The organism is Ruegeria sp. HKCCD7628 (assembly GCF_057221005.1).
Genome location: NZ_JBWVBA010000006.1, coordinates 131,295 through 147,684 on the forward strand (window position 1 = coordinate 131,295; position 16,390 = coordinate 147,684).

Genomic DNA, 16,390 nt, shown 5'->3' on the forward strand with positions numbered 1-16,390 from the left:
GCAGGTGTAGAGGCGTTAGCGCCCAAGGCCACGCAGAATTCGATCAATGCCTAGAGCGAGACTTTGGGCCGTCGGATGTAATCGCACATAATGACAACGTGTGGTCCATATTGCGCATTCGGTGCCGCAACATTTGGCGCGTAAGCCGGGCCAGTTCGGGTGCGTAGTCGGGGTTTGACGCCACGTTTTCAAACTCTCCACGGCCCGTGTGGTCAAAAAGCATGGGAGGCAGGTCCGCAGCGAACTCGACCAGAGTAAAGCGGTCATCCCGCAATATTCCAAGGGATGAATCGCTGGGATCAGTCCCTAGCTGTTCCTGCCAGATCGTGGGGTTCAATGGTTCGGAAAAGTCCAGCTCACTAAAGGAATAGCTGCGCCAGTCCTCGGGCAGGTTCCCACGCAGCAAAGGCAGCAGAGACCGCCCATCCATCGAATTTGGAATGGATTGCCCAATCCAGTCGAGAATGGTCGGGGTAACATCGATGGATTCGGTCGGAGCAAAAATGACGGAACCCGCTTGGTCTCGATTGCCAGGCAACCGGATCAAAAGGGGCGTGTGATAGGCCGCATCATAGACGGTCATTTTACCCCAGCTGTTTCGATCTCCGAGCATCTCTCCGTGATCAGCAGTGATAATGATCAAAGTGTCTTCATACTGGCCACTGTCCTTCAGGAACTGGACGACCCGTCCGATATGGTGGTCGACTTCCGTCGCCAACCCCAGATAAACAGATCGCAGAATTTGGATGTTCTCAGGCGTCGGATCAACGTTCTTAAAACCCAGGACGAAGTCAGCAGCAGTCTGTTTTTGCATAGTAGGTGCAAAGAATGGATGAACTTCGGCCTCGCTGTTCGCGCCCCCAAGCCCGCCAGGCAGAGGGAGCGACGTTGGGTCATACATGTTGTTGTAGGGGGCAGGTGCCACAAGGGGTGGATGCGGGCGGATATAGGTGAGATGCGCAAACCAATTCTGCCCAACAAGCGGCGCCATACTATTAAGGAATACATCCGTCAAAAACGCGGTGTCACTGTCTTTGGCCGCGTACAACGCTGGATCATTCAGCTTGGCCGGACCACCGGATTCAGAGACCGGTGAATGGACATCCCAATAGCTGTCAAAGGAATAGCCTTGTTTCATCAAGTACGACCGCCATGGATAAGACTCTTCTAGTCGCATCTCGACCACTTCCTCGAACCCGGCCATGGGTCGTTCATAAGACCGAAGAACAGGGTCGTTTGGGTCGTGTATCCTAGGGTCGGCCGTCGTGTCGGTATAGCCAAACAACAAAGGCGAATAGCCAGCCTTTCGCATTTCACTTGCTATGGTCGGGGTGTCGTGGCGCAAAGGTGTCCCGTTTCGCACGGACCGATGGTTCATCGCGTATTGCCCGGTCAGGATAGAGGCGCGCGACGGGCCACAAGGGTTGGTCACTGAAAAATGCCTGTCAAACGTCACCGCCTCTTGCATGAAGGCGCGCATGTTGGGCAGGTCGACATGTCCCGCCAGTGCGCCGTTCAGACAATCGGCCCTAAGCTGGTCAATAATGATAAAAAGGACATTCCCGGCGCGTTGCATCCCAATTCCTCTGATCCTGCTGGCTTGGCTTTTGATGCGGACATTGTCCGGGTTCTACCCAAGCAGCAACAGATTCGTCACACTTGGCCTTAGTTAAGATCAGACTTGAAACGTGTTTGTCGGCTTGATCGATCAATCCTGCGTCTGAAACTGTCACACATGCGCTATTGAGAGGAGAGAATAACCCGAATCTTTCGAAAAATACGTTGCAGCGCACGCGTGTTTTAAATCACATACGCTCATGACCCGACCAACCGTAAATTTGAACCATGATGCTGAAGGCATCAGCATTCTAGTGTCGGGTGAACTTCTAACCCAAACCCTAAGCAGTATAGAAGCCGCATTCACATCCTTCACGCCTACGGGGAACAAGGTCGTTGTGGACCTGTCAGACGTTCAGGCAATGGATACAAGCGGCGCATGGCTGGTCGCCGATCTGACGCGCCGGGTACAAAAGGCAGGGGGTGAGATTGATCTTCATGGTGCGTCACCTGCCTATTCCGACCTGATTGCGACTGTATCCAAAAGCATCCCCGATGACCCAGTAACTGAAATTCACCATCGCAGCTTTGGAGACTGGGTGGAAAGCGTCGGCAAACGGACGGCGGGCGGGTGGAAAGACACCCTGTCGATGCTGGACTTTCTTGGCCTGACGCTGCACCGACTAGGTCGGACCCTTCTGAACCCACGCAGGCTACGGCGGGCGGCTCTGGTCTCGCAGATGGAAGAGGTCGGTTTCAAAGCCATTCCGATCGTTGCCTTGATGGGTTTTCTGATTGGCGTCGTTTTGGCATTCCAAGGTGCAACCCAGTTGAAACAGTTCGGCGCCGAGATTTTCGTAGTCGAACTGATCTCGATCTCGGTTTTGCGGGAATTGGGCATCCTTTTGACGGCTATTATTGTGGCAGGTAGGTCCGGTTCGGCTTTCACGGCGTCCATAGGCTCGATGAAAGTGCAGGAAGAGATTGATGCCATGCGCACCTTGGGCCTGGACCCGATTGAGGTTCTGGTCATCCCGCGGGTGGTCGCCTTGCTGATTATGTTGCCGATCCTTGGCTTCATTTCCGATGTCTCCGCCCTGATCGGCGGTGGACTTATGAGCTGGATCGACCTCGACGTCAGCCCCGGAATGTTCGCGACGCGGTTGAAGGAAAACACAGGCATCTGGCAATTTGCGATCGGCATGATCAAAGCGCCGTTCTTTGCGCTGGTCATCGGTGTTATCGCCTGTTGGCAAGCGTTGCAGGTCAAGGGGTCTGCTCAAAGCGTCGGGCAGAGGACAACCTCGTCTGTGGTTCAATCCATTTTTATGGTTATTGCACTGGACGCTTTGTTCTCGATCTTCTTCTCGGTTATGGGAGTCTGACATGGACGGAACCGTGCCGCAGAAAACAACCCAGGCCGACACCCAGCGCGAGGCCGTCATTAGGGTACGTAACCTGACCAACCAGTTTGGGCCGCAGGTGGTTCACCAGCACCTTGATCTGGACGTCTGGCGCGGTGAGGTACTGGGCATCGTCGGCGGGTCAGGTACTGGTAAGTCCGTTCTGCTAAGGACAATTGTCGGGCTGAACAAACCTGCTGCTGGCAGTATCGAAGTTCTGGGCGTCGACGTGTTGAACGGTCCCGAACAGGAGCGTCGAAGGATTGAACAGCGTTGGGGTGTTGCATTCCAGGATGGGGCGCTGTTTTCGTCACTAACCGTTTTGCAGAATGTCATCGCTCCTCTGCGGGAACATACTGGTATGAGTGAAAGCCTAATGTGCGCACTTGGCAGTTTGAAAATCAGCCTAGTCGGTTTGCCGCAGCTCAGTTGCGGCAAATTTCCTTCGGAACTTTCAGGCGGGATGCGCAAGCGGGCTGCGCTGGCCCGTGCGTTGGCAATGGATCCCGAAATCGTTTTCTTGGATGAGCCCACGGCCGGGTTGGACCCGATCGGAGCCGCCGCTTATGACGATCTGATCGGAGAACTGCAAAATGCGCTGGGATTAACTGTTTTCATGGTCACGCACGATCTGGACAGCCTGTATGCCATTTGTGACCGTATTGCCGTTCTCGCGGAAAAACGCGTTTTGGTTGAAGGGCCGATTGAAGAAATGACCAAAGTCGATCATCCTTGGGTGCAAGAATATTTCACCGGCCCTCGGGCGCGCGCAGCGCAAGAGAAAGGGCAAAGCAGGTAGAACCATGGAAACCCGAGCGAATTATATCTTGATCGGCGCCTTCACCCTTGCGGGCATACTTGGTGCTTTCGGGTTCCTTCTGTGGCTCGCCAAATTCGAAATCTCGCGGCAATACGCTTACTATGATGTGTTGTTCGACAATGTCTCGGGCCTATCCGCTGCTGGTGGAGTCAGCTACAATGGCCTGCCGGTAGGTCAGGTGATTTCTCTGAATCTCGATGAAAATGACCCTTCAAAAGTACGCGTTCGTCTGGAAGTTGACGCAGAAATCCCGGTTACGACAGAGACAATCGCTCAGTTACAATCGCTTGGTGTAACAGGTGTCAGCTATGTCGAGCTGACCGGTGGTTCGCCCACAGCCGAGCGTCTGCCGCAAGATAGCCTCATCAAAAGTAAACGCAGCGCGATACAATCCTTATTCGAAGGCGCTCCGCTGCTGATGGAAAAGGCAATAACGTTGCTAGAAGACATCAATGAGGTCGTCGACGACAAGAACCGGCAGGCAGTTTCGGATATTCTGGAAAACGTCGCCTCGGCCACTGGTCGCCTAGATAAGACACTGTCAGACTTTGAAGGCCTGTCGTCTGATCTGGGTGGAGCAGCGCGTGAGATTTCTGCTTTCTCAAAACGGCTTGATAATCTGGCCGACACGGCGGAAACAACGCTGGAAACTGGTACGGACACTTTAAAAAGCGTTAAAACAGCGTCCGAATCCGCCGCTGCTGCCTTGGACAGTGCAAAGGTTACTTTTGAAACAGCGGATCAGGTCATCCAACAGGATCTCAAACCATTCATTGAGCAAGCCTCGTCTTTGGCTGAGAACTTGTCGGGCCTGTCGGATGAAGGCAGCGTCGCGCTGGCAACCGTTTCCGAGACTTTCCTGAATGCAAACAAAACCCTTGGTACGATCACAGGTGCGATGGAAGCGGCCAAGGGAACCCTCACCTCGGCCGAGCGTGCCTTTGACTCGGCGAACCGAGTGATTAACGAAGACGTGGGAGAGGTGGTTGCAGACATTCGTAACGCAGCCAATCAGGTGGCGAACACGGTCACACGGGTAACCGACCGGCTGGACGAGATATCAGCTGATGTTCTCAGTGCTTCAAAGTCCGCTTCTGAATTGCTAGGCACGATTGACGGCATCGTTCAGGAGAACCGCCGTCAACTTTCTGATTTCATGCGAGTTGGCTTGCCCCAATTCACTCGCTTTATCGAAGAATCCCAACGGCTTGTCGTTAGCCTCGATCGGTTGGTCGACAAGGTCGAACGCGATCCTGCACGCTTTTTGCTGGGAACCCAAGCATCGGAGTTTCGCCAATGATCAGGATATTCCTTGCTTTACTGGCGGTTGCGGCCATCGCGGGCTGTACAGGGCTGGGAACGCTTACGCAGGCGTCTAAACCGAACGATCTCTACTTGCTCACGCCCAAAAGCACATTTTCAACGTCCTTGCCACGAATCCAACGACAGATTGTAGTGGAAGAACCGACCGCAACCGCGGCGGTCAATACGGATCAGATCGCGGTGCAACCTACACCGCTTCAGGTGCAATACCTACCGCGGGCGCGTTGGGTGGACCGGGCACCTTTGATTGTTCAATCCCTGCTGGTCGAAAGCTATGAAAACAGCGGAAAAGTCGCTGCAGTCGGACGGTCCATTGTGGGTTTGCGCGCGGACTATGTCATAGTCCCAGACCTACGCGAATTTCAGGGAATCGTCGTAGAACAGCCCGACGGCTCATCAATTGTACGGGTCGAAGTCAGAATGAATATCAAAATCATCGATGAGTTCGAGGACAAGATCATCGCGTCGGACTCGTTTCAAGAATATGTCATTTCAGAAAGCGACCAGACACCCGATCTGGTCAATGCCTTTGACGTCGCATTGGGCAAGACCATGCGCGACGCTGTCGAATGGAGTATTCGGAGAATACACACCCACGCCAGCAACAACCCTAGGTCTTTCTGATAGAGGTTATTGGGTGCCGCGTAGGACGGCACCCGTTGTGACTAACGTTCAAGCGATTGCGCGAGGCGCATCAGCGTCACAGCTTCTGATCGATACCCAAACGTATCATCGCCACGGGATGTGCTGGCCAATGCGATGGCTTCATCATAAGACCAGCCATTTAGATATTCACCTCGGCGTAGCAACTGGCCGAACCCTGCAATGGCATATGAGAAACCAATATCTTCGGTCACGTCGCCCTGCCCGGAGAAAATCGGTTCCTGGATCAATTGGCTTTCTTCTGAGCGCGGTGCTTTGAAGCGCAGCTTCAAGTAGCCAATCTCTTCAGACGCGTCGGACACCACGCTGTCGGCATAGCGAAGAGGTTGGTTCCTAATGGCTTCAGACCCCACCGGCGTCACTTCGTATATCGCCGTGACCGAATGCCCTGCCCCGATATCTCCGGCATCGACCTTGTCGTTTGCAAAGTCCTCGCGTCGGAGGCTTCGGGTTTCATAACCGATCAGGCGGTATTCAGCGATCTGAGCGGGATTGAACTCTACCTGAATCTTCACGTCATTTGCGATCGGGAACAATGCACCTGTCAGTTGGTCGACCAGAATTTTACGCGCCTCGCTCAAGGTGTCGATGTATGAGGCCTGACCGTTCCCATTCTGAGCCAGCGTCTGCATGACCTCATCGTCAAGATTGCCGCGCCCAAACCCCAGAACGCTGAGATATGTTCCGCTGTCTCGCTTGCGAGCAATAAAGTCCCGCAGCGCTTCGGGATCAGCCATCCCAACATTGAAGTCACCATCTGTCGCCAAAAGGACTCGGGTAACCTCACCTTCAGCAGACATAGTTTCCGCCACTTCATATGCTTGCTGTAAGCCGGCCTGCCCTGCAGTCGAACCACCGGCTTCAAGGCGCTGAAGAGCAGCTAGGATCTTACCTTGATCAGAGGCAAATGTCGGCTCCAAAACTTGTCCAGCGCTGCCTGCATAGGTGACAATGGACACCTGATCCTCGGGCCGCAACTCAGCCAGCATTAAGCGGAAGGACTTCTTGAGCAGCGGCAGTTTATTGGCGTCCTGCATCGAACCCGACGTATCGATCAGAAAGACAAGGTTAAGCGGCGGGCGTTCCTCGACAACCGGCGTCGTACCTTGAATTGCGACATGGACAAGCTGAGTCCCATCGTTCCAAGGGGTTGGGCTTACAGTGATCGAAGGTCGGAAAGGCGCTTGACCGTCGGGCAGAGGATAGGCGTAGGGGAAGTAGTTTATCATTTCCTCGATACGCACCGCATCACGCGGGGGCAATTTGCCATTCAGCAACGACGACCGAACGATTGAATATGAGGCCGTATCGACGTCGATCGAAAATGTGGACACGGGATCGTCTGCTGTAATTTTCAGCGGGTTTGTTTCGGCAGTGGCAAATGCCTCAGTATCCCTTTCGAGGGACAAGCCATGCAGGCGCGACAGCTCAGGTGGCGTGCTGCCGCCCTCATCCGCAGTCAGGGCATTACCGTCCACGACGGATTTCTGGCCTGTAGCCCGCTGGTTTCTCGGCTCGGACAATGGGGCGGCGAGTTCGGCCAACACTGGGGCTTCAAACCCTGGCTCACTGTTACCGAGAGCGTCTTCAGCCTCTGCCACCACATTTTGTGGGACATCGGATTGGACTTGTTTCCAAGACGTCGGCTTCGGCACATAGTCACGAGTCTGCGGCAGGATCACAACCAGAGCAACGGTTGCAACGGCTGTCGTGGCCGTCAGCAGACCACGGTGTGAGAGGGCATTCAACATGGATTTCGCTCCTTTTGTCACGCGGGCCAATAGGCCTCGCCTGACATTGGGACGGTCCAGGGCGGACGATCCTTGGAGCGCCGCAAAGTTTTTTTGCGCCAGTTTCATATTGGCGGCTCGACGGGATGCGTCTGGACCGGGGGTCGAGACGTCCATTACTTTCTTCAACTGCTCAAGATCATCGGTCATTGCGCCAACTCCTCTTGTCGCATTGCACGCAGACGCTTTCGAATTTCAGCAAGACGCCATGACACGGTACCTTCGGACACTCCCAATACTTCACCCGCCTGCGCATGCGTCATCTCATCTTCAAGGGTCAGGGCCAGCGTCTCCTGCAAGTCGAGCGGCAACAACCGCATCGCTGTTTGCAGCCACTCGACGGCTTCCGCTACCTCGGCTGCTTCGGCGCGGCGCATCTGCTCAACGTCGCCCCACCCAAGCGCAGCTCTGCTGCGCGTCGCCTGCCTGCGGCGTGTGTCCTCGACGGCGTTCACCACAACGCGATACAACCAAGTGGTAAATTTCGACCGCGCTTGAAACCCGGCAATCCTGGACGGCAAACCGGCACAGATATCCTGAGTAATATCCTCGGCCTGTTCCTCGCGGCCGGTCAATCGATAGGCCAGACGGAAAATTCGATCGTAGTGACGCTCCAGAAGGGCAGCAAACGCCTCAGCGTCCCCTTCAATCGCGGCTTGAGCCAAGTCTTCATCCGACGTTTCCATGCGCATCACGATGAGTAAGACGCATCTGAAAGGTCAATCCTTGGCGGCATTCGTAAAAAAATCAGAAATGTTCGGATGTGGCTTGTTCCCAATCAGCCGCATACTCATCCGGAATGGAACCTGAAAGGAAGGCACCGGAAGCCACCAGCGTGTATTGATCAGCATAGGAATTCTCACGCTCATCTGCGGTACGGCGCCGGATATCTGATGGGTGCAACTCGGCGGTGGTTTCTTTGCCCATAGCCCCCAGAATTTCTACAAAGCTATCCACGGTCGCGTCATGGTAGCGCTGAACACGCTTGCGTTTTTGCGGTACGTTCACCGCTCTCCCCCTGATCGGGTCTTGGGTCGCCACGCCGGATGGGCATCTGTTTGTGTTGCAGTGCAGGGCCTGAATACAACCTATCGCGAACATCATCGCCCGGGCCGAGTTGCACATATCGGCACCCAACGCGAATTTCTCGATCATGTCATATCCCGTCGCCACTTTGCCCGAGCAAATGATCCTGATCTGATCCCGCAACCCTACGCCGCACAGGCAGTTGTTGACGAAGATCAGAGACTCGTTCAGAGGCATCCCCAGTCGATTGGTAAATTCGACCGGGGCCGCGCCGGTGCCACCTTCGGCACCGTCAATGGTGATGAAGTCCGGCACAATCCCTGTTGCAAGCATCGCTTTGCAGATTGCCATGAACTCAGACGGGCGTCCAATACACAGTTTAAACCCGACCGGCTTACCACCTGATATTTCGCGCAGATGCTGCACGAAATGCATCAGGCCCGTTGGCCCCTCAAATGCAGAGTGCACCGGCGGAGAAATAACGTCCTGATGCACCGGCACACCCCGGATTTGAGCGATTTCTTGGTCAACTTTTGCGGCAGGCAGCACACCGCCATGAGATGGCTTGGCCCCTTGCGACAGCTTGATTTCAATCGCCTTGACAACTTCTGTGCCGGCTTTTTCGGCAAATTTGTCCTTGTCAAAACCGCCATCGGCCGTCCGACACCCAAAGTAACCGGTTCCAATCTGCCATATGATGTCTCCGCCCTCGGCCAAATGGTGCGGAGACAATCCGCCTTCACCAGTATTATGGGCGAATCCACCATCTTTAGCGCCACCATTCAAAGCTCTGATCGCGTTTGCGCTCAAGGCACCAAAACTCATGGCAGATACATTCAATCGCGAGGCGTTGTAGGGCTGGCTGCACTGGGGGCCACCCAGCAAGACACGCTTTTCGCTTTCATCCACATGTTTGGGCGCGAGCGAGTGGTTGGCGCGGTGATACCCAACGGTCAGGATATCGTATTGCGTACCAAACGCCTGCGTATCCACCTGCCCCTTGGCGCGCGCATAGACCAACCCACGGATGATACGATTAAAAGGTCGGCCACTTTCGTTGGTCTCAACGAAATACTGACGTATCTCGGGGCTGACGAACTCCAACATATATCGGAAGTGACCTAGAACCGGATAGTTGTTGAGCACATTGTGCTTGGTGGTCAGAACGTCATAAAGCCCGATCACTGAATATGGCACCAAGAATATCAACAACCAATGCGCAGGAGGCCAAAAGAGTCCCCAAACAACCGTCAGCGGCAGACACACATAACTGAGAAAATAAAATAGTCTGCGGACGATCATCCTAGCTCTCCAAATCAGATGGCGGGTCGATCAAATCGTGGGGGCATTTGGCGTTTGATTGCAAGCAATTGTATCAGTGCATTTAGATGACGGTGATTTTGAGGGCAGGGCTTCACGGTCGGCTCATAGTTGATCCTACTTTAGTCACACGGTATCCAACTCGCACGCTTGAAACGGACGAAACCATTGGCCCAAAAATCTACCCACCCGAAGGTTTCAGCCACAGCGTGGATGTTTTTGGCTGTTTTCGTGGGTGGCGCAGCAGGGTCGTTGTTTCGAGAGGCTTTTTCTATAGAGATCCCCGGCATTCGGATCCTAACAACAACCTTCGGGATTAATATTGCCGCCTGTTTTGTCTTGGGCTGGCTATATTCCATAAGACACCGCGTACATGCCCATGTCCTGCACCTTGGCGCTGTCGGGTTTTGCGGCGGGCTATCTACCTTTTCCTCTTTTGTTGCAGACTTAGACATGTTGGCCGCTATAAACCCCTGGTACGCCGCAATGGCTGCTGTACTTGAGATCGCATGTGGCCTGATTGCCGCCCTCGCGGGCGAAGCAATAGGTCGCCGCGTTTTCAACACGAGGTCCGGGTGTTGAGCGAATTTTACCAGCATATAATGTTTGGTTTAGGCGGAGGTCTAGGTGCGGTCCTGCGCCAATGGGTGGCTTTGAAAATCAATCACGATCTGCCTTTTGCGACGTTGATCGTAAATGTTGCAGGAAGTTTCATTCTGGGCCTCTGGATCGGGTACCTCGGCGGGGTAACTGAGATAAGCGAAGAACAGAAACACCTTGTTTTCGGGTTCTGCGGTGGCTTCACGACCTTTTCAAGCTTTGCTTATCAGTCGCTGGAGTTGCGGCGCAGGAACACATTTGCCCTGGCTGCGGGCAACATATGCCTCAGCCTTGCCTTATGCTGGATAGCGCTTGGATTTGGTCTTTTATTGACGAGGCTTTGAGTGCCGAAGAGTTCGCGTTTCTAACTTGGTCACTACATTGGAAACGTGTGCATGCGCACCGCCAAATTTCCCATGATCCAGATTGTACCGACTATGATGATCAGCAAAACCAGCGTTGAAAACAACACAAGATCCAAATCTTCACGGCTACTGCGCCTGCGATCAATGTGAAGGAAGTAGACCAGCTGTAAAATCAATTGCGCAAGCCCCAGCAATCCAATCGTCAAATAAACGCCCTTGGTCGCAATACCGAAGACAAACGCTGCCAAGAAGACAGAAATGGTCAGAAGCAGTGAACCGCCATATCCTATAAGATAACGGCGGCGTTCCCGACGGTGCATTTCGCTGCGCTTATCCATAGGCAAGCCCTCCGAAATAAACGATCGTGATGATCCCGATCCAGATCAGGTCAAGGAAATGCCAAAACAAGGCCAACCGCACGACCCGCGACATAAGCAGGTCTGTCAGACCAAAAACGCGAAGCTGGATGCCAAGCACGATCAACCAGATGCAACCGGCAGCAACGTGCAGGCCGTGCAGTGGAACGAGGCCATAGAAAGCGGACAGAAACCCGCTGCGTTGGGGAATGCCTCCCTTTTCAGCCATCGCCATAAAATCACTCATTTCAAGAACCAGAAAACTCAACCCCAAAACAAGCGTGACGCCAAACCACATCACAATGCGTGAGCGTGGCAGGTTGTACTTCAAGGCCAGCATCGCCAGCCCCACAGTCAAGCTGCTCGTAAGCAAGATGAGCGTTTGGGCAAAAATGCTCTTAAGGTTGAACAGCTCATGCGGACCGGGTCCACCGGCCTGCGCATCTATCATGGTGATGTAGATCGCGAACATCAGACCAAAATAGACAAGGTCGCTCATTAGAAAGACCCAAAAACCGAATGTGACGACTTCACTGGCCTTGTCCGCTTCGGGATGCCTGCGGCCCAGATTCAATCCGGGGTAACTGTGGGTTGGAGCGCGCTTCATGTTGTGGCCTCCATATCTGGTCGCGCGAGACCACGGTTTTCAGGTGCGCATTCATGGTCGCGATTGACAGGGTCCGAATTGCGCACGATCTCAAGCCATGCTTCATGCTGTTTGCGCACCTCGGTGGCCGGTATGACCACTTCGGTGTCCGTTTGGAACGTCCAGGCGATGAACGCCACGACGATAAGGACGCTCATCAACGCGGCCAACCACCAGATCCACCAGACAAGCGCGAACATCCAAACACCACTAAAAACACACAAAACGAAACCGATCGCGGTATTGCGCGGCAGCAAAATATCCTCGTAAGCCTCAGGCTGCGGGTAAGCTTCATTTCGTTCCTTGGCCGCAGCAAAATCATCCCGCTCGGTCACGTTGGGGATGATAGCGAAGTTGTAAGGCGGCGGCGGCGCCGGCGTCGACCATTCCAGTGTGCGGGCATCCCATGGGTCGCCAACCGGCACGCGTGTTTTCTCGCGGTCTCTGATACTGATCCATAACTGCGCAACGACCGCCAGCAGCGCTGACAGGATCACCAGTGATCCAAGCGCCGCAACGATCATATAGGGGTGGAAGCTGGGGTCCTCCCAACTGAAAGACCGTCTGGGCATCCCCATCAGACCGACGAAATACAGCGGCAAAAAGGTCAACATGAACCCAACTGTCCACAGAACAACCGTCAGTCGCCCCCAAGCTTCGTTCAAACGAAACCCAAAGGCCTTGGGGAACCAGTAGTTGTATCCAGCCAGCAACCCAAACAACACCCCGGGCAACAACACGTTGTGGAAATGCGCGACAAGAAACAGCGTGTTGTGAACCTGATAATCCAACGTTGGATTAGCCAGAAGAACGCCACTGAGGCCTCCAATCACAAACAGCATAAGGAATGCGAGGCCATACAGCATCGGGACCGAGAAACGGATTCGGCCCCGAAACAGTGTGGCCATCCAGTCATAAACCTTCACTCCGGTCGGAATAGCGATCAGCATCGTCGCAATCCCAAACACCGCATTTATCAGCGCGCTTTGACCCATCGTGAAAAAATGGTGCAGCCAAACCGTGAACGACATAACCGCGATCGACATCGTGGCGATGACAAGCGAGTTGTAGCCGTACAGTCGTTTCGCCGAAAAGGTTGCGAAAATCTCGGAATAAATCCCATACGCGGGAAGGACCAGCAGATAGACCTCGGGGTGTCCGAACAGCCAGAACAGATTGGCATAGTTCATCATGTTCCCACCAAGGTCGTTGGTGAAAAAATGGAAGTCCAGATATCGATCCGCCGCCAACATGAGAGCCGCCACGCCAAGCGGTGGCATTGCGAAAACGATCAGGATCGAACTGCAGATGATCGTCCAACAATACATCGGCAGACGCATGAAGGTCATACCGGGCGCGCGCAATTTATAGATTGTTACTGCAAAGTTTATACCTGTCAGAGTTGTTCCGATACCCGACACAACAATGGCCCAGATCCAGTAGTCCGGTCCTACACCGGGGTTAAAGGCTGCACCAGTATAGGGTGGATAGGCCGTCCAGCCGCCGGTCGAGAACTCTCCGACCACCAATGACACCATCAGCATCATGCCTGCGGAGACCGTAAAACCAAGGCTGATCTGGTTCATGACCGGAAAGGCGACATCTCGTGCACCGATCATCAGGGGAACCAAAAAATTCGCAATGCCGAACACGAAAGGAACCGCGACAAAGAAAATCATGATTGTGCCATGGGTACTGAACAGTTCAGCAAAATGTTCAGCTTCCAGAAAACCTTCACCTGGGCCTGCGGCCTGCTGAGCGCGCATCACAACACCTTCGAGAACGCCCCGAGCCAACATGACGATGGCAAAGACTATATACATGATGCCGATTTTCTTGTGATCCGCGCTGGTCAGCCAATCGCGCCAAAGAGGGCCCCAAAGACGAAACCAAGTCAGCAAGGCGACAACGGCTATTGCTCCGACGATCACTATCGCGGCGGCGGCGTTGGCGACTATCTCATTGGCGTTCGGAGACTGGATCAGCCCCGCAATCGGAAAAGAGTCCCAACTCAGGCGGCCGAATGTTTCGCTGTACGCAGTCGTCATTGTCCGCCCTCCTGACCATATGAAACGGTCCCGGGCTGTTGCGCTGCCGACAAAGGTTGACCGCTGTGGTAACGGTGCAGAATAGAATGGAACAAGTCGCCGTCATCCAGTGTGAAGTACAAGGCGTTCAGAGGCATCGTCGCGGTGCCCAACGCAGCCTGAACTTCGTCCCTGTCGGTGCGCATTGCCAGTATTTTATAGGTCTCGGTTGTTAGCGGAATGCCGTTGGCTCGCACGCTGTTTACCCACGCATCGAAATCCTGCAACCGCATGGCCTGTGTCAGGAATTTTTGCTTGGTAAAGCCCCTGCCATTATACTGCGTGTTTTCACCCAGCATGGTCTTTGGCGTGTTGGCGACGAGATGCAGTTGAGTGGTCATTCCCGGCATCGCGTAAATCTGGCCGGCTAACGCAGGGATCATGAAAGACTGCATAACGGTGTCAGTCGTCAACGTTATCGCGACTTGTTGGCCTACAGGTATCCCAAACTCTCCTACAGTGGCGATGCCGTGGTCAGGATAGATAAACAACCATTTCCAATCTAAGCCTACGACCTGCACATTGATGGCAGGCGCTTCACCAAATGAGTTTGCATAAGGATCCAACCGGTGAGTTGCCTTCCACAGATAGAAAGACAAGACCGCGACGATCACGACCGGAACGCCCCACATCAAGAACTCCAGACGCGCCGAAAAGTCCCAGTTCGGGGCATAAGCTGACTGACTTTGTTTGCGCCTGCGATACCTGATTGCGATCAAAGGTACGAGGCATAAAACCGGCACAACAGCAATCAGGATCAACAGCGTTGCTCGCACCAGATGTGTTTTCTGAACGGCTGCGATGGGGCCTTGCGGCTCCAGAAAACTGTCGGCAGCATGGGCCACATGTGCAAACAACCCCGCGGTCAGAGCCAATGCGGCGATTGGCAACACAGCGGATGACACTCTGAAATGGGCCACGCCTGTTCGCCCTCCTACGGCATATGGTCTGGCTGAACTATCAACAGAGTCGGGCGATTTCTCAAGAGTTTTCCAAAACCCCAAATTGTTCGTATTCCTTTGCGATCAACCCCAGCCTTATACAAACGACACTATTGACTTGCGGAACACCTAGGTTGAGACAATTCGGAAATGCGTTGGATTTTTTGTTTTCTTGCTCTTCTACTTTGCACGACTGTTGCGCGGGCTCAGGACCGCGCTGCTATCGAACACCAATTTCAGGCGTGGATTGGTGAAACCATATGGCCGAACGCAAAAGCCAAGGGCGTTTCAAAACACACTTTTCAGCAAGCATTTGACGGTGTGATGCTCAACTGGGATCTTCCCGACCTGGTTCCACCCGGAACACACAAGGTGCAGCCGACACAACAGAAACAGGCCGAATTCGGTGCGCCTGCCCGCTATTTCAACCCTGGCTCAGTGCAAGGTGCAACCTCGGTTGGGCGTAAGATGGCCCGCCGCCATGGCGCGGTGCTTGCCCGAGTTGAAACTGAAACCGGTGTCCCTGCCCGCATATTGTTGGCTATTTGGGGACGAGAAAGCGGATACGGTCAAGTGCCCATCCGGCATGACGCCATACAGGTTCTGGCTACCAAAGCGTTTATGAGCATGCGGGCGGAACTGTTCACCAAAGAACTGATCGCAGCGCTCGAGATTGCCGAGGCGGGCCACGCCCCACCTGGTAGGATGAAAAGCAGTTGGGCCGGAGCTCTTGGGCAACCCCAGTTCATGCCCTCGAATTATCTTGAACATGCGGTTGACGGAAACGGAGACGGACGCGCAGACATCTGGACCTCGGTTGACGATACTTTGTCGTCAATTGGGTACTATCTTGCGCGGCATGGCTGGGTGCCGGGCCGCGATTGGGGATTTGAAGTCACGGTTCCCCTATCTGTGTCCTGCGCAAACGAGGGGCCTGATCAGGGTAAACTTATTCGTGATTGGGCTAAACTGGGCATTCAGAGAGTGTCGGGGAAACCATTCCCACAGCATGAACTGCCCGAAGAAGGATATCTGATGATGCCTGCTGGTCGAAACGGACCAGCATTTCTGGTTACACCAAATTTCTATGTGCTGAAGCGATACAACAACAGCGATCTGTATGCACTGTTTGTCGGCCACGTAAGCGATCGCATCCAGTACCAAATCGGCGACTTCAAGGGACGTTGGGGTGCGATAGACCCGCTTTACCGATCAGACATTGTAGCAATGCAGAAATCATTAGAAGCTCAAGGGCACGACGTGGGCGGAGCGGATGGTTTACCTGGATTCAAGACGCGCCGTTCTATCGGTAGGTGGCAGGAACAAACTGGCCGTATCCCGACCTGTTTCCCCGCGGCTTCAATGAAAGCGACTCTGGCCAAATAGCGATTCGCTGTTTTCACAGGCTATGCTTGAGCCATTACCAAGCGTAAAGCGTCAACGTGTTTCCAAGCAGCTTCACAAAAGTGTCAAGAAGCGCCTGCGCTAAATTA

Annotated in this window: 15 protein-coding genes; 7 read left to right on the top strand and 8 right to left on the bottom strand. The window is 54.0% G+C overall.

Annotated features, from left to right (window positions below; all coding sequences use genetic code 11):
* Positions 1–43: 43 nt before the first annotated feature.
* The gene (locus AC2TAD_RS14105) at positions 44–1,576 is read right to left on the bottom strand and encodes an alkaline phosphatase family protein (protein ID WP_480868408.1); all 1,533 of its coding nucleotides are present in this window, start codon (positions 1,574–1,576) and stop codon (positions 44–46) included.
* Positions 1,577–1,817: 241 nt separating this feature from the next.
* On the opposite strand from AC2TAD_RS14105, the gene AC2TAD_RS14110 reads away from it, so the two are divergent.
* Genes AC2TAD_RS14110 through AC2TAD_RS14125 form a run of 4 tightly spaced genes read left to right on the top strand, consistent with a single transcriptional unit; the run spans position 1,818 to position 5,727 of the window.
* Positions 1,818–2,942: an MlaE family lipid ABC transporter permease subunit gene (locus tag AC2TAD_RS14110; RefSeq protein ID WP_480868410.1), complete on the top strand. Its 1,125-nt coding sequence runs from the start codon at positions 1,818–1,820 to the stop codon at positions 2,940–2,942.
* Position 2,943: 1 nt separating this feature from the next.
* Positions 2,944–3,759 carry an ABC transporter ATP-binding protein gene (locus AC2TAD_RS14115; RefSeq protein ID WP_480868412.1) on the top strand — a complete coding sequence of 272 codons (816 nt, stop codon included), beginning with the start codon at positions 2,944–2,946 and terminating at the stop codon, positions 3,757–3,759.
* A gap of 4 nt (positions 3,760–3,763) precedes the next feature.
* A complete protein-coding gene (locus tag AC2TAD_RS14120) occupies positions 3,764–5,080 on the top strand; it encodes an MlaD family protein (RefSeq protein ID WP_480868414.1) in 1,317 nt (438 codons plus the stop codon).
* Positions 5,077–5,727 carry an ABC-type transport auxiliary lipoprotein family protein gene (locus tag AC2TAD_RS14125; protein ID WP_170754228.1) on the top strand — a complete coding sequence of 217 codons (651 nt, stop codon included), beginning with the start codon at positions 5,077–5,079 and terminating at the stop codon, positions 5,725–5,727. Before AC2TAD_RS14120 ends, AC2TAD_RS14125 begins: the two co-directional genes overlap by 4 nt.
* A 41-nt stretch (positions 5,728–5,768) precedes the next feature.
* Here the strand turns inward: AC2TAD_RS14125 and AC2TAD_RS14130 are convergent, their stop codons facing one another.
* From AC2TAD_RS14130 to AC2TAD_RS14140, 3 genes are all read right to left on the bottom strand, one after another.
* Positions 5,769–7,706: a vWA domain-containing protein gene (locus AC2TAD_RS14130; RefSeq protein WP_480868415.1), complete on the bottom strand. Its 1,938-nt coding sequence runs from the start codon at positions 7,704–7,706 to the stop codon at positions 5,769–5,771.
* Positions 7,703–8,242 (bottom strand): RNA polymerase sigma factor, encoded by a 540-nt coding sequence (locus tag AC2TAD_RS14135; RefSeq protein ID WP_480868416.1) that lies wholly within the window; start codon positions 8,240–8,242, stop codon positions 7,703–7,705. Before AC2TAD_RS14135 ends, AC2TAD_RS14130 begins: the two co-directional genes overlap by 4 nt.
* A gap of 61 nt (positions 8,243–8,303) precedes the next feature.
* Positions 8,304–9,779: an FMN-binding glutamate synthase family protein gene (locus AC2TAD_RS14140; protein WP_480868418.1), complete on the bottom strand. Its 1,476-nt coding sequence runs from the start codon at positions 9,777–9,779 to the stop codon at positions 8,304–8,306.
* Positions 9,780–10,115: 336 nt separating this feature from the next.
* Here AC2TAD_RS14140 and AC2TAD_RS14145 point away from each other — a divergent pair, with 336 nt between their 5' ends.
* Together AC2TAD_RS14145 and AC2TAD_RS14150 are read left to right on the top strand one after the other, a co-directional pair.
* The gene (locus AC2TAD_RS14145; RefSeq protein ID WP_170754413.1) at positions 10,116–10,484 is read left to right on the top strand and encodes a fluoride efflux transporter FluC; all 369 of its coding nucleotides are present in this window, start codon (positions 10,116–10,118) and stop codon (positions 10,482–10,484) included.
* Positions 10,478–10,846: a CrcB family protein gene (locus AC2TAD_RS14150; RefSeq protein ID WP_331251872.1), complete on the top strand. Its 369-nt coding sequence runs from the start codon at positions 10,478–10,480 to the stop codon at positions 10,844–10,846. The genes AC2TAD_RS14145 and AC2TAD_RS14150 overlap by 7 nt, the downstream gene beginning before the upstream one ends.
* A 32-nt stretch (positions 10,847–10,878) precedes the next feature.
* Here the strand turns inward: AC2TAD_RS14150 and AC2TAD_RS14155 are convergent, their stop codons facing one another.
* Genes AC2TAD_RS14155 through AC2TAD_RS14170 form a run of 4 tightly spaced genes read right to left on the bottom strand, consistent with a single transcriptional unit; the run spans position 10,879 to position 14,876 of the window.
* On the bottom strand, positions 10,879–11,205 hold the full coding sequence (locus tag AC2TAD_RS14155; protein ID WP_234899478.1) for a cytochrome o ubiquinol oxidase subunit IV: 327 nt from the start codon (positions 11,203–11,205) through the stop codon (positions 10,879–10,881).
* On the bottom strand, positions 11,198–11,830 hold the full coding sequence (locus tag AC2TAD_RS14160) for a cytochrome c oxidase subunit 3 (protein WP_170754238.1): 633 nt from the start codon (positions 11,828–11,830) through the stop codon (positions 11,198–11,200). Before AC2TAD_RS14160 ends, AC2TAD_RS14155 begins: the two co-directional genes overlap by 8 nt.
* Positions 11,827–13,917 (bottom strand): cbb3-type cytochrome c oxidase subunit I, encoded by a 2,091-nt coding sequence (locus tag AC2TAD_RS14165; RefSeq protein ID WP_480868420.1) that lies wholly within the window; start codon positions 13,915–13,917, stop codon positions 11,827–11,829. Before AC2TAD_RS14165 ends, AC2TAD_RS14160 begins: the two co-directional genes overlap by 4 nt.
* Positions 13,914–14,876: a cytochrome ubiquinol oxidase subunit II family protein gene (locus AC2TAD_RS14170; protein ID WP_480868422.1), complete on the bottom strand. Its 963-nt coding sequence runs from the start codon at positions 14,874–14,876 to the stop codon at positions 13,914–13,916. The genes AC2TAD_RS14165 and AC2TAD_RS14170 overlap by 4 nt, the downstream gene beginning before the upstream one ends.
* A 171-nt stretch (positions 14,877–15,047) precedes the next feature.
* Between AC2TAD_RS14170 and AC2TAD_RS14175 the strand changes: the two genes are divergently transcribed.
* Complete coding sequence (locus AC2TAD_RS14175; RefSeq protein ID WP_480868424.1) at positions 15,048–16,283, top strand: lytic murein transglycosylase; 1,236 nt, start codon at positions 15,048–15,050, stop codon at positions 16,281–16,283.
* Positions 16,284–16,390: the final 107 nt, after the last annotated feature.

Coding starts and splice junctions, on each gene's coding strand:
- AC2TAD_RS14105 (WP_480868408.1), bottom strand. CDS start 1,576: ATGCAACGCGCCGGGAATGTCCTTTTTATCATTATTGACCAGCTTAGG.
- AC2TAD_RS14110 (WP_480868410.1), top strand. CDS start 1,818: ATGACCCGACCAACCGTAAATTTGAACCATGATGCTGAAGGCATCAGC.
- AC2TAD_RS14115 (WP_480868412.1), top strand. CDS start 2,944: ATGGACGGAACCGTGCCGCAGAAAACAACCCAGGCCGACACCCAGCGC.
- AC2TAD_RS14120 (WP_480868414.1), top strand. CDS start 3,764: ATGGAAACCCGAGCGAATTATATCTTGATCGGCGCCTTCACCCTTGCG.
- AC2TAD_RS14125 (WP_170754228.1), top strand. CDS start 5,077: ATGATCAGGATATTCCTTGCTTTACTGGCGGTTGCGGCCATCGCGGGC.
- AC2TAD_RS14130 (WP_480868415.1), bottom strand. CDS start 7,706: ATGACCGATGATCTTGAGCAGTTGAAGAAAGTAATGGACGTCTCGACC.
- AC2TAD_RS14135 (WP_480868416.1), bottom strand. CDS start 8,242: ATGGAAACGTCGGATGAAGACTTGGCTCAAGCCGCGATTGAAGGGGAC.
- AC2TAD_RS14145 (WP_170754413.1), top strand. CDS start 10,116: ATGTTTTTGGCTGTTTTCGTGGGTGGCGCAGCAGGGTCGTTGTTTCGA.
- AC2TAD_RS14155 (WP_234899478.1), bottom strand. CDS start 11,205: ATGGATAAGCGCAGCGAAATGCACCGTCGGGAACGCCGCCGTTATCTT.
- AC2TAD_RS14160 (WP_170754238.1), bottom strand. CDS start 11,830: ATGAAGCGCGCTCCAACCCACAGTTACCCCGGATTGAATCTGGGCCGC.
- AC2TAD_RS14165 (WP_480868420.1), bottom strand. CDS start 13,917: ATGACGACTGCGTACAGCGAAACATTCGGCCGCCTGAGTTGGGACTCT.
- AC2TAD_RS14175 (WP_480868424.1), top strand. CDS start 15,048: ATGCGTTGGATTTTTTGTTTTCTTGCTCTTCTACTTTGCACGACTGTT.